This is a genomic window from Vibrio sp. 1180_3 (genome assembly GCF_029478545.1).
GTDB classification, from domain to species: Bacteria; Pseudomonadota; Gammaproteobacteria; order Enterobacterales; family Vibrionaceae; genus Vibrio; species Vibrio aestuarianus.
The window spans coordinates 1-12,372 of record NZ_SJFM01000021.1 but is presented as its reverse complement, the minus strand read 5'-3'; the positions used below and the strand labels follow the sequence as shown (position 1 = coordinate 12,372).

Annotated in this window: 15 protein-coding genes; 5 read left to right on the top strand and 10 right to left on the bottom strand. The window is 43.3% G+C overall.

Annotated elements, in window-relative coordinates:
* Nucleotides 1-22 precede the first annotated feature (22 nt).
* Complete coding sequence (gene pilW / locus EYW48_RS13410) at nt 23-751, top strand: type IV pilus biogenesis/stability protein PilW (RefSeq protein WP_277432537.1); 729 nt, start codon at nt 23-25, stop codon at nt 749-751.
* 45 nt (nt 752-796) lie between these two features.
* On the opposite strand, the gene EYW48_RS13405 is transcribed toward pilW, so the two are convergent.
* The 3 genes from EYW48_RS13405 to EYW48_RS13395 all read right to left on the bottom strand — a co-directional run bounded on the left by EYW48_RS13405 (nt 797) and on the right by EYW48_RS13395 (nt 2,628).
* Complete coding sequence (locus tag EYW48_RS13405; protein WP_168521850.1) at nt 797-1,018, bottom strand: hypothetical protein; 222 nt, start codon at nt 1,016-1,018, stop codon at nt 797-799.
* Between the two features lie 63 nt (nt 1,019-1,081).
* A complete protein-coding gene (gene rlmF, locus EYW48_RS13400) occupies nt 1,082-2,125 on the bottom strand; it encodes a 23S rRNA (adenine(1618)-N(6))-methyltransferase RlmF (protein ID WP_176246890.1) in 1,044 nt (347 codons plus the stop codon).
* Nucleotides 2,125-2,628 carry a M48 family metallopeptidase gene (locus tag EYW48_RS13395; protein ID WP_171979637.1) on the bottom strand — a complete coding sequence of 168 codons (504 nt, stop codon included), beginning with the start codon at nt 2,626-2,628 and terminating at the stop codon, nt 2,125-2,127. The genes rlmF and EYW48_RS13395 overlap by 1 nt, the downstream gene beginning before the upstream one ends.
* A gap of 171 nt (nt 2,629-2,799) precedes the next feature.
* On the opposite strand from EYW48_RS13395, the gene EYW48_RS13390 reads away from it, so the two are divergent.
* Nucleotides 2,800-3,030: a glutaredoxin family protein gene (locus EYW48_RS13390; RefSeq protein WP_053309385.1), complete on the top strand. Its 231-nt coding sequence runs from the start codon at nt 2,800-2,802 to the stop codon at nt 3,028-3,030.
* A gap of 10 nt (nt 3,031-3,040) precedes the next feature.
* On the opposite strand, the gene EYW48_RS13385 is transcribed toward EYW48_RS13390, so the two are convergent.
* A complete protein-coding gene (locus EYW48_RS13385; RefSeq protein WP_274676004.1) occupies nt 3,041-3,910 on the bottom strand; it encodes a LysR family transcriptional regulator in 870 nt (289 codons plus the stop codon).
* Between the two features lie 117 nt (nt 3,911-4,027).
* Here EYW48_RS13385 and EYW48_RS13380 point away from each other — a divergent pair, with 117 nt between their 5' ends.
* From EYW48_RS13380 to EYW48_RS13370, 3 genes are all read left to right on the top strand, one after another.
* On the top strand, nt 4,028-5,242 hold the full coding sequence (locus EYW48_RS13380; RefSeq protein ID WP_277432536.1) for an MFS transporter: 1,215 nt from the start codon (nt 4,028-4,030) through the stop codon (nt 5,240-5,242).
* 43 nt (nt 5,243-5,285) lie between these two features.
* A complete protein-coding gene (locus tag EYW48_RS13375; protein WP_168521844.1) occupies nt 5,286-5,858 on the top strand; it encodes a DUF1415 family protein in 573 nt (190 codons plus the stop codon).
* Between the two features lie 96 nt (nt 5,859-5,954).
* Nucleotides 5,955-6,530: a nucleoside triphosphate pyrophosphohydrolase family protein gene (locus EYW48_RS13370; RefSeq protein WP_176246894.1), complete on the top strand. Its 576-nt coding sequence runs from the start codon at nt 5,955-5,957 to the stop codon at nt 6,528-6,530.
* A 235-nt stretch (nt 6,531-6,765) separates the two neighbouring features.
* Here the strand turns inward: EYW48_RS13370 and btuD are convergent, their stop codons facing one another.
* The 6 genes from btuD to EYW48_RS13340 all read right to left on the bottom strand — a co-directional run bounded on the left by btuD (nt 6,766) and on the right by EYW48_RS13340 (nt 11,846).
* Nucleotides 6,766-7,536 (bottom strand): vitamin B12 ABC transporter ATP-binding protein BtuD, encoded by a 771-nt coding sequence (gene btuD / locus EYW48_RS13365; RefSeq protein ID WP_053309380.1) that lies wholly within the window; start codon nt 7,534-7,536, stop codon nt 6,766-6,768.
* Nucleotides 7,523-8,518, bottom strand: a complete 996-nt coding sequence (gene btuC / locus EYW48_RS13360; RefSeq protein ID WP_261927406.1) for a vitamin B12 ABC transporter permease BtuC — start codon at nt 8,516-8,518, stop codon at nt 7,523-7,525. The genes btuD and btuC overlap by 14 nt, the downstream gene beginning before the upstream one ends.
* A gap of 118 nt (nt 8,519-8,636) precedes the next feature.
* Nucleotides 8,637-9,665 (bottom strand): succinylglutamate desuccinylase, encoded by a 1,029-nt coding sequence (locus EYW48_RS13355; RefSeq protein WP_274676007.1) that lies wholly within the window; start codon nt 9,663-9,665, stop codon nt 8,637-8,639.
* 227 nt (nt 9,666-9,892) lie between these two features.
* Entirely contained in the window at nt 9,893-10,495 is a 603-nt protein-coding gene (locus EYW48_RS13350) for a histidine phosphatase family protein (protein ID WP_277432535.1), read from the bottom strand.
* A complete protein-coding gene (gene cobU / locus EYW48_RS13345) occupies nt 10,495-11,046 on the bottom strand; it encodes a bifunctional adenosylcobinamide kinase/adenosylcobinamide-phosphate guanylyltransferase (protein ID WP_277432534.1) in 552 nt (183 codons plus the stop codon). The genes EYW48_RS13350 and cobU overlap by 1 nt, the downstream gene beginning before the upstream one ends.
* The gene (locus EYW48_RS13340) at nt 11,046-11,846 is read right to left on the bottom strand and encodes an adenosylcobinamide-GDP ribazoletransferase (protein ID WP_053309375.1); all 801 of its coding nucleotides are present in this window, start codon (nt 11,844-11,846) and stop codon (nt 11,046-11,048) included. The genes cobU and EYW48_RS13340 overlap by 1 nt, the downstream gene beginning before the upstream one ends.
* Nucleotides 11,847-12,372: the final 526 nt, after the last annotated feature.

The following is a 12,372-nucleotide window of genomic DNA, read 5'->3' as shown; positions in this document are numbered from 1 at the left end:
ACATTGACTGGGAGAAAAACTCATGAGGCGAATGCTGGCTGCGCTATGTTCTTTGGTGCTATCAGGATGTATTACTGTTACAGAAAATCACCTTGCACAAAATAGTGGTTCAGAAATCAAACGTAACCCTATCGACATGGCTGAATCTCGTCTTGCGCTTGGTTTAGGCTATTTAGACAATGGCAATATGAGCAAAGCACGTGAGAATTTAGAAAAAGCATTGCACTATGCGCCAAATGATTATCGAACTCAGCTTGCTATGGCGCACTATCATGAAATGGTAGAGGAAACTGACGCCGCCCGGCATACTTACCATGCGGCGTTGAAAGCCCATCCGAAAAACGGCAATGTGCTCAATAACTACGGCACTTTTTTATGTAAGCAGGGACAATATGAACAAGCCGACCAATTTTTTAACCAAGCCATAATTCAACCTGATTACTACCTCACGGCCTCGAGTTATGAAAACGCGGCCTTTTGCGCCTTGAAGTCAGGAAATGAGGAAAAAGCACGCTACTATTTTACTCGAACATTAAATCATGACCCCGATCGTATTCGTGCTGCACTGCAACTGACAAAACTAGAAATCAACGCCCAACAATATACTCAAGCTCGACTTCGTCTGATGCAATTAAACCAACGTTATGGTTATCAAAAAGCATCCTTACAACTATTGGTTGAACTGGAAAGAAAAGCAGGAAACACAACGTTAGAGAAAAAGTATCAGACATTACTCGATACTTTTTCTTAACTGAAAGAGGCTAACTTTTGCTCAGTGCTACTCAATAACTGAGAGTTACTTAATATTAGTAGGCCGACCATCTTTGCCACCTTTGCGATCTCGATAGTGTGTCCTACGTAGTCGCTTTACTTTCTGGGAACGCTGAAGTTTTTTGTACTCTCGATACAAAATACGGATAAAAAAACCAAGCCCAACAACAAATAACAACGCAAATAAATAACCAAATGGCTGGCACAACCAGTCTGGTTGGCAAGGCATATATATGTCAAAGTCCATACCTCACTCCTATTATGCTGTTGCTCATTACTCTTTGATTGATAAACAGTTAGTCTGATCAGACTAGCACTTTGCCGCTAGCCACTGCTTGCGTTGGTTAGCATTTTGGAAACTCCACGCAATAAATCGACTCACTTTTTGCCCTTGTTGCATCTCAATGACTTTTACGCACTCGGCACCAACTTTATCTAGATTTTTCTTCATCCAACGAACATTGTCCTTTTTGGAGATCAAGGTTGTAAACCACAGTACTTGCTGCGCATAGTGTTTACTTTCAAACGCCATATTTTGAATAAAAGCCGCTTCACCACCGGGACACCATAACTCGGCTTTTTGTCCACCGAAGTTAAGCGTTGGCGGCTTACCTTTATTAACGCCTTGCGACACAAATTCTTGACCTTTTTTCGCTCGATTAGCTTGCAAGTTTTTCAGTTTTCTTTCTGTACCTTGTTGGGCTTGTGCCATGGAAGCGTGAAAAGGCGGATTACAAGTCGTCACATCGTAGCGTTCACCATTTTCAATAATCCCTTTAAAAATGTGCTTTGAATCTTGCTGTAATCGACATTCAATACGCCCTATTAATGAAGGATTACCGGTAGCAATTAGGTGAGCAGTTTTGACTGAAACAGGGTCAACATCACTACCAATATAACGCCAACCATATTCGCTCACGCCAACAATAGGGTAAATACAGTTTGCTCCAACACCAATGTCTAACGCGGTCACTTGTTGATGCTTTAGCTCAGCGCACTCTTCTAATAGTAAGTCGGCGACTCGGTGAATGTAATCTGCGCGGCCAGGGATCGGTGGGCACAAATAGCCCTCAGGAATATCCCAGTTAACCACTTGGTAGTGAAGCGCCAACAGCGCCTTATTGAGCATTTTGACCGCGCTAGGATCAGCAAAGTTTATACTCGCCGCTCCCTTTGGGTTAGTGATCACATAGGCTTCTAGCTCAGGCATAGCTTTAACTAACGCGGGGAAATCATATTGCCCACGGTGTTGGTTTCGAGGGTGTAGCCCTTGCTTAATATGAGAATTACCCTGCTTATCCTGAACGGAGGAAACTTGGCGTTTTTTATGCTGGTGCGTCGTTTTAGGTGACATTATTGTCCCTCTTTTAAATCGAGATACATCATAAATAGTCGCGCATCTAACTCAAGTTGGTGATAGTTGGGTTCCATGTGACAACAAAGCTGATAAAACGCTTTGTTGTGATCTTTCTCTTTAATATGAGCAAGTTCATGTACTACCAGCATACGCAATAAAGGTTCTGGCGCTTGTTTAAAGGCACTGGCGATGCGAATTTCATTTTTTGATTTTATTTTTCCGCCATGCACTTTTGCCACATAACTGTGCAAACCTAATGCGTTGTTAATTATATGAATTTTATTGTCATATATCACTTTACTAATCGGTGGTGTCTTCTTCATATACTGGTTTTTAAGCTCAATAGCATAGTTGAATAACGCTTTTTCGCTTTGGATCGTATGGCGCTGCGGGTAGCGCTGTTCAAACCATGTGACTAGTTTTCCCGCCGTCACTAGCTGTTCGACCTGTGAAATGATATGTGGTGGGTAACCTTGTATATAGCGAAGAGATGGATGCATTGGATATCGACTGACAAAATAAAAGGCGCATAGTGTAACTGAATCACCTTATGCTTTCATCTATCTCACCCGAATCCACAGGATAAGCACACTGAGAGGGAACAGTTGAAACCATGCAGCGCTATCGGTAAACTGCTCAGCCTTTTGAAATAGACCCAATGAGTGAACCACATGAAACGCGTTGTCCTTTACGTTAAAGATAAATGCCCTCACTGCAAAGATGCACAACGCTACCTTGATGCCAAAGGCATCCAATATCGGCTATGCAACGCCAAAATGCAGCGTGGGCGTAAAGAACTAGACGCCATTGGTGCGCGCAGTGTCCCTGTTCTAAAAATTGGTGACCGAGTGCTGATTGGTTGGAACCCGACTAACTTCGAAAAAATCTACCAAAGCAACTAACGCCTTGCACCTAAACATATTGCTTCACGAACTCAATGAAGGTGCGATCTGCATTGGATAGATAACCCTCTTTACGCCATGCTAACGCTAAATCTAACCAAACCGGTGGGTTAAAAGGCACAGCTTGTACATCCGCTTCGTTTTCCGTTACCAACTCGAGCAATGCCGTAATAGCATATTCATGCTTGACGATACTAAGTATCATCGGTAGCAAGTTGGTTTCAAAGGAGAAATTGGCGCAAAGCTTATGTTCTTTGCACACTTTATCGATAAATTCTCGATGAAAGTAACCCGGTTTAAACATCACCAGTTCATGTTCAAAAAACGTATTAAAATCAATCGACGTTTGCTGCGCTAGCTCGTGTTGCTTACCGACTACTGCGACCATTTGCGATGACAGTAGAGGGTCAACTTCTAGATCGGGTGGAAGATCATGATTCAAAATTACGCCAATATCCAGCTCACCGCAAAGTAGCATTTTCCTAATCGATTGCGTACCCGCTTCAATTACCGTCATCTTCAAATTAGGAAAGTGGCTTTTAAACGCCATGACAATTTCTGGAAAAAAGTATGACCCCATCATACTTGGCGCACCTAACCTAACTTCACCTTTTACCAGACCTTTGAGTTCATCCATCGCCAATTGCGCATCTTCTAACTGCTGTAAAATTCGCGTAGCGTGTTCATACAGCACTTGGCCTTCGTGCGTTAATGTGACTTTGCGATCGTCTCGTTTAAACAGCACCACACCTAATTGCTGCTCAAATTTTTTAATAGAGATACTGAGCGCAGGCTGAGCTATGTACAACATTCTGGCCGCAGATGTAAAGCTGCCGTAATTTGCAACAGCGGTAAAATGTTTCAGGTGGCGAGTGTCCATAGATATTGGCATCCATCTGGATATGCAAAATATATAATGATGATAACTTTAATATATTTTATCAATTCAAAAAGCGCTGATATTGTGATCACGTTATTAAGAAATTGAGTAAAAATCATGATTGAAGTCGGCAGTAAAGCGTATCGAAAAGTGACCTTGGGTTTAGCTCTAGGCTCATTTTTGGTGTTTTGTAATCTTTATCTTTTTCAGCCAATGCTGCCCTATTTGGCTACTCACTTCCACGTATCCGAAACACAAATCAACTGGTTATTTGCTGCATCGACTCTCGCTTTATCAGTTAGCTTGGTGCCTTGGGCTATCGGTTCTGAAGCGATTGGTCGAAGAAAAGTGATGCTTATGGGTCTATTTATGATGCCGTTTATTGGCGGTTTGATGCTGATAAGCCAACAATTGTGGGTTTTAATATTGGCGCGCGCATTGATGGGAATTGCGCTAGCCGCCTTTGCCTCTGTTGCCGTGGCCTACATGGCTGAAGAGCTCACTCCTCAGGCTTTTAATCAAGCAATTGGTGGCTACATTGCGGCCAATTCACTTGGTGGGATCAGCGGACGTATTTTAGGGGGAATCCTGACTGACGCTTTTGGATGGCAACAAGCGGTCATCGTCATCGCCTTCATTACCTTTATCAGTGCTATCGTGGTCGTATTGTTGCTGCCAACCCAACAAAACTTTGTGCCACAGCGCGGACTATTTTTCCATCATAATCGCGCCTTATTGAAGCATCTATCCAATCGTACCCTCTGGTTTGCGATGTTAATTGGTGGTACCAATTTCGCCCTGTTTGTAAACCTATATTCGGTGATGGGTTTTAGGCTAGTAGCGGAACCTTATTCGCTTCCCATTGGCTTGGCTTCACTGATTTTCCTATGCTACTTAGCCGGAACACTCAGTTCTAAATTGACTGCTCACTGGAGCAAACGCTATAACGCGATTTCAGGCATGATGCTAGGAGCACTGATCAGTTTATCCGGCATGTGGTTAGCACTGGTTGAATCGATTCCATTGATGCTTATTGGGTTAATGTTGATAAGCTCTGGCGCGTTTTTTACCCATACGCTTGCTTACGCGTGGGTAAGCCAGAAGGCGACGAGCGCCAAAGCAACAGCGACCGCTCTTTATTTGATGCATTATTATGTTGGTGGCAGTATCGGCGGCTTCTTCTTACTCTATTGCTGGCAACATGGCGGATGGGCGATGGTGGTGTCTGGTGGTATGCTGCTCTACGCCATCATGTTCTATTTATGCTGGAAGCTTCGCCACTACGACCGTTCCCTCGCAAAGCCCTCAGCTATTGGTGAAGTCTTAGGTTAACTCATGCTATGCTTGCGCTAAATTCATCAGCGCAATTACAATCATGAGCTCAACATTGAATACAGCGGTCATTACCGAACACGTCGAACAGTGGCTAAATGATGTCGTTATCGGTCTAAACCTCTGTCCTTTTGCCGCCAAGCCACAGCGTAATCAACAGATTAAAACCTTTGTCAGTACGGCTGATACAGAAGAGTTATTACTGCAAGATATTCTTGAACAGTTGCTTGAGCTAGATGGCTGTGAGGCAAAAACACTAGAAACTACGTTAGTTGTAGTACCCAATATGCTGCAAGACTTTTTCGACTACAACCTATTTATCGACTGGGTTGAAGCGTTAATTCGTCAACAAGATTGGGAAGGTATCTTCCAAGTGGCAACCTTCCACCCTGACTACTGCTTCGGTGGCACCGAGCCTGAAGATGATGAGAACCTAACCAATCGCTCTCCATACCCTATATTTCACTTAATCCGTGAAGAGAGCATGGAAAGGGTGCTCAAGCACTACCCTAATCCAGAGGCGATACCTGACACCAATATTGAGCGCGTCAGTAACCTTAGTGAACAAGAACGTCAGCAACTTTTCCCCTATCTTTTTTTAAATAGTCGACAGTGATTTTCTGCGCGAAGCACGAAGCATAATTCGCAGCATCGCCGTCAGTTTGTTACTATGCGACGCAATCAATACCAACCAACACAATGGACCGAGATAATGCATTTATCTAAGCTTACTCAAGAGATTTACGATCACCTTTACCGCGATATCACAGAGTTTCGTAGCACCTTTGACCTACCTGTTGCTGATGCTGGCAGTTTAGACAGCAAAGCCGACACGCTACATACCTCACTGGCGATTGAAGAGTTGACTGAACTTGCAGAAGCCGACAATAAAACCGAACAAGCTGACGCGATTATCGACACGGTTTATGTGTTGATGGGCCGTTTAGTCCACCTAGGCCATAGTAATATTGCTGACAACCTTGCAATCAGCTACCTGATCGATTTGCTACTTAATGTTGCCGTTAACCGTGGTATCGATTTTATCCCGTGCTGGGATGAAGTACACAGCTCAAACATGAGCAAAGTGTGCCGTAATGAGAAGGAATATGCCGAGACCAAAGCGTATTATGCAGAGCAAGGTATCGAACTAATGGCGGTACAGAAAGGCGATTATATTATTGCGAAATGCGCACAAGACTTCGTTTCTGACGCCAAAACCATTCGCCAAGGTAAAGTTCTAAAATCGGTTTACTACCGCCCAGCGGATCTAGCGTCACTGACGCAATAAATAAAAAAACCACCTTGTGGGAGCAAGGTGGTTAAAGAGACTTATAAAAGCCTAACAAGAACGAGAATGTATCGATTCTAATAATGCGATTGGCGTGCCAACTTCTTATTTTATTTAATACATTGTTTTTGTTAGTCTTTTCCCAATAGAGATTTAATTCACTGATAACCACATGCTCTAAAATTGTGCTTAATGCACGAGAGTTGTGCTATCGAAAAAAGTAATACGCTACGATTTAATCAAAGATAAGATAAGGTTTACCTTCCACATCAACGTGTTTTACTTGCGTTTGAAACACCTGACTTAATCGCTCACTGCTGAGCACTGTTTCCACCTTACCTAAACTTTGCAGAACTCCCCTTTCTAGCAGTAGTGCGCTGTCTGCATGGCGCAATGTCCGATTCAAGTCATGGTTAGCCATAATCACCACAATACCTTGCTGTGCAATATGTTCAATTAAACGGTAAAGCAAAACCTCTTGTGCGATATCGAGCGGTGCACTCGGTTCATCCAAAATAAGCAATTTGGCGTATGGATTGATCGATGGCCAAATTTGTAAGCAGATTCCGGCCAAGCGAACACGTTGCCATTCTCCCCCCGAAAGCTGGTGAATTGAACGATGCAATTTATCTTCGATATTTAACAGATGAGTAATGTCATTAACCGCTTGGTTAACGGCCTCTGAATGAAGCTCTGCACAGCTTGGAATGGCTAACGAAAGGTATTGAAACACTTGTAGGTTAAAGGCTGGCTTATCGCTTTGAGAAAGATACGCTCGATGTAACGACAAAGTCTCTAACGACACGTCATTAATATTAACATCACCAATTTGCACCATGCCTTTACTTTCAATAACGCCTGCTAACGCCGCAAGCAGAGTACTTTTACCACTGCCATTAGGGCCAATAACGTGTAGCACCTCTCCCGCTTTGCAACGAAAAGAGAGCGGCAGTAAACGCGCTCCTACTTGTAAACTGGTTACTTGCAACGTATTAACGTGAATCATGGTTTTTTAATAACATCCAAATAAAGATAGGAGCACCGAGCGTGGTAGTCACCACACCAAGCGGTAGTTCAGCACTGATTAATGCCGTGCGTGCAATAATATCGGCAAACACCAATAACAGCGCACCAAACAATGCAGACATCGGCAACAAATAACGATTTTCAGAACCGAACGCCAAACGCAGTAAATGAGGAACCACTAGACCGACAAAACTTATCACCCCCCCCAAAGCTACTGCTGCACCAACCAATACAGACACCGCTAAAATCAGTTTCCAGCGTAACCGTTCGACATCAACCCCTAACTGCCTAGCGTGTGTTTCTCCCAGCATTAATTTGTCCAAGGTTTTGCCCTGTAGCACAAGCCACGTAATAATCGGTAATGCTACAAGCGACAGCGTATGCTGATACCAACTTGCTCCACCAATACTGCCCATTAACCAGTAAACAAGCTGCCTTAAACCGAGATCATCACTAAAATAAAATGCCCAAGTGACGATCGCTCCAGACAAAATACCTAATGCGACACCAACCAATAAAAGGCGAGTCGTACTCAAACGCATCGCTTTAGCCATGCTCACAAGCAGTAAGGTAAATACCATAGCGCCAATTACCGCAGATAGCATAAAGACTTCCGGTGAAGCCAAAGTTGGGAATAAGAATAAGACAATGACCATCGCGACACTGGCTCCTCCGGAAATACCCAACACACCAGGTTCTGCTAGCACATTACCTAATAAGACTTGTAAGGTTGCCCCTGACACCGCCAGCGATGCACCAATCACGATAGCGGACAATAGTCGAGGAGCTCGAAGCTGTGCCACAAGTTGCCATTCAAGTGAGGTGAGATCCTGAAACGGAAAGATAAACACCTCTCCTATCATTAAATAGAGTGCGCTAAAGCCGACCAACAATGCCAACATCCAATACAAGGCAAAATGCCAGCGGCGCTGTTTCTTTAAGAGTAACTGATTGAAGTTCATGCACTTATTTGTATACAAGAGAAACAATAATGGCCTAACCTTACCGTTAAGCCATTAAAATAGAAAGCGCTATAGCCACAACCAGTCACCTTAAGCGCCTTAAAGTGATAACCATCGTTTAATCGTAGACTAATTGACCATCTTCATAACGTGTCGCGACCTTACAGACCATCAATGCTGCCCGCTGCCCTATTGCGACTTTGCGGTTAGGAAATACAACAGCCTCACCTTCATTTTTCGCCATCAACGGCTTATCACCATCGTGACCAAAGACTTCCCCATGCTTGAACGCGGTAAAGTTCTCGACACTATCATCAAACATAAAGTCGAAGTCTTGATGCATGCGTACGATGGTGCGACTAACACGATACATTACCGCTTTCTTGGGTAAATGCTCGGGAATCTCAGCTGAAACCAAGTCACGCATTGCCAAATCAAAAGCAACCAAGCGCTTTAAATTATTTTCGCCAATACGCGCCACTTGTCCAAGCTCGAGCGTTAATGCCTGCGCCGCAAAATGTTCAGCGCTATACCAGCTAAAGGTGCTGGAAGGTGAGTTCGACAATAAAACCGCTTCCACATGCGCACTATCGATAAACGACATTAAAGCATGGCTGCGTACTGGATGACGAGACTTAGGGCTCACTGCAAATGAATAGTGTTTAGACAATCGAATCGCACAGTGCAGATCGAGGTGCCAGCGGCTAACTTCCGTCGTGTTTTCATAAAAGTGCCCTACCAACTGTTTCAGGTTTCGTGCAATATCGCGCTCTAACGTCGGATTCCCCGCTTTATTATCAAACAGACGATTTAAGTTTTCTTGTACAAATCGAGTGTGTTGATTAGTAGCTTGAGGGTGAGCAATGATGAATAAACAGCGATGTTTGATAGCTTGAAACCCAGATAGAATATCATCTACCAGTTTATTTACTAACTCCATTGGGGCAGTTTCATCACCATGAATACCACAAGAGATGATGATATTTTTACTATTAGCACTGTAGTTAACGGGAATGACTTCCAATACGCCTCGCTGAAGTACTTTGAGTGTAATACCTGCTGTGGTTTTTATTTCACCTGAGGCCATTTCTTGGCCTAAATCTAGGCTATCAGCTAGAAAAGATTGGCGGAAGAGGGACTTCGTCATGCGTTACTCCTTTATTGCACAGCGGTATGTTAATGAATTGTGCTGATGAATTATGTAGAGACGATCCCACTTATTAAGTCATGCAGAGGCAAAACATTTAAAAATTGGCGATAAATTTATCAACTTGTTCAAAAAACACACTAAGCCATATGCTCGGCTTTGATTGCGGAAAATTCTATCATTAAATCTAATAGTTACTCCATACTCCGTAATGTACAAACATGTTGCTAGAGTGGAATTCCAATGCTTCTCACCGTTAAATGAATCGCCTCTTTTTTCAGCACTTGAATATGAGTAATGGACTGATTTCCTATCTGTAATGTGGAATACCACGCGGGATTTTGCCAGTCACTCCCCAACACATGCGCTAAGATCATCCGGATTGTTCCGCCATGAGCAATAATCAAAGTATCATTACTCAATAACTTTAAACGCCGCTCCCAAGCATTGGTGACTCTTTGGTGAAAATCCGCCAGACTTTCTGCTTGTGGTAATTGGTGTGTGGCGGGATCTGCCCAGAATGTTTCTAAAATAGGCCACTGTGCTTGGAGCTCATCAAATGGGACACCATCAAAACAGCCAAAATCCATCTCTTGGAAACCAAGTTCGAAATCACACTGTCTAACAGCATGGTTAGCGACCAAGCGACGGGCTAGATCCGAGCAGCGCTTAAGTGGTGACGAAATAAGGTGTTGGAATGAGTAGCCAGAAGCCATTAATTTATCGCAAATTTGATCCTGATGATGTGCAGCCACTAAAACATCAGTTCGACCATTTAAAGCGGGCTTACCTTGAGTTTTTCCATGCCGCAGCAGGTAGATATTGATCATCACTGGCTTTTCAACGTCATCGGTAAGCCGGCAGCAACAAAACTCACTCGTTGTGCACCTTTCGCTAATGCTTGGTTCATCCAGCCTGCATTATCAACAAATAACCGTGAGACTTCTCCCATAGGTATAACACCTAAACCAACCTCATTAGAGACAAGAATAATCTTAGCCGCCGATTGTTCAACGGCTTCACACAACCCGCTAACCTGCTGTTTGATTTGTGTCTCACTAGCTTGCTGCCCATGGTTATAAATAATGTTATTCATCCACAACGTTAAGCAATCAACCAATACTATATCTCTACATGAGAAATTTTTTAACTGCTCAACCAATTGATAAGGGCATTCATGTTCTTGCCAATTATCGTCTCTTTGCTGCTGGTGATGTGCAATACGCGCACGCATTTCATCATCAAAAGCGATGGCCGTAGCGACATAATGAAGCTGTGCGTGTGGGTGTTCTGCTAACAACATTTGGTAGGCTTGTTGAGCATTCTGCTCAGCAAATCGAGATTTACCACTACGAGCACCGCCTAAGATGAGATGCACCATTATTCGATCACTCCCATCGTTAGAAAACCATATTGAGCAAACGCAATCAGCAATAAGTAGATCAACAGCTCCATAATCTGCTGGGCAGCTCCCAGACAGTCACCAGTGAACCCTCCGATGCGAGCCATTAGCCAAGATTTAAATAAAGTGCGAAAAACGACAGCCAACCCAATCAAAGCGATAACCACAGGCAAACCCAACCAAAAGCAGGGCAATAAACCGCACAACAGTAAAAAACATAGCTCTGAAAACGTCTGTTTATTAGCAAGCGGCTTGCTTTTACTGGTATCGAGATCACTCACATAAGGCATATCAAAAATCAGCGATGCAGCAATGGCGCGGCTATACCCATAACCGACCAGCCATACCACAAACAGATTACTGTACCCTACTAGCGTACTGAGAAAGAGATACTTACAGAGTAACGCCATGACTAACGCTGACGCGCCATAAGTACCAATACGGCTATCTTTCATAATAGCGAGACGGCGTTCAACCGTCATTCCACCACCGATACCATCAGCCATATCGGTCAGACCATCTTCATGAAAAGCGCCAGTGAGCAATAAGCTAATGACCATGGTTAATGCAATGCTGACCTCAGCAGGAAAAATAAGGCTCAATACGCTGTAGCATGTTGCACATATTGCACCTAGTAGTAATCCAACTAAAGCAAAATAGCGTCCAGAGCGATTCATTCTATCGCTAGAATAAGGAGTCTTTTCAGGGATTGGCAAACGTGAAAAAAAACTTAACGCCAACCAAAACAGTTCCAGTTGATACTTTAATGCGCTGAGCATTACACTGTCACTCCGGCGTCTGTAATCGAGTCATCACCAACAAACACCAATACGGTCGGGCGAGTAATTTGTCTATGTTCTTGTTTTAACATCGATTGTTCAAATCTTGTGTGAAAACCATAGTTTACTCGTATTAAGAGAAACCGGCTACGCTTCAGCAAGATAGATTCGTGGTATAGAAAATACTTATCTCAATCGGCAGAACTTACCTCACTGTGAGCTAAGTCAAATAGATGAAATAAGGAGACATTATATTTGCTAATAAAAACTCAAAAAACCAGCAAACTCTTCAGAAAATATACAACAATGACAAATCCCGTTCTCTCTAACTTAAGTTCTTACTAATTTTAGATTACTCATCAATACCTTAAACAACAAAAGATCTCAAACTCAGAGGTCTGATCCGCCCCAGCAGTTTTGGACACTGAGTTAAGTGAGTACAATCACTAACGAGGTGAACAATGACTACTAAGAAAACTAGAATTAAACATTCCCCTGAATTTAAAGCAGAAACTCTGAAGCTAGC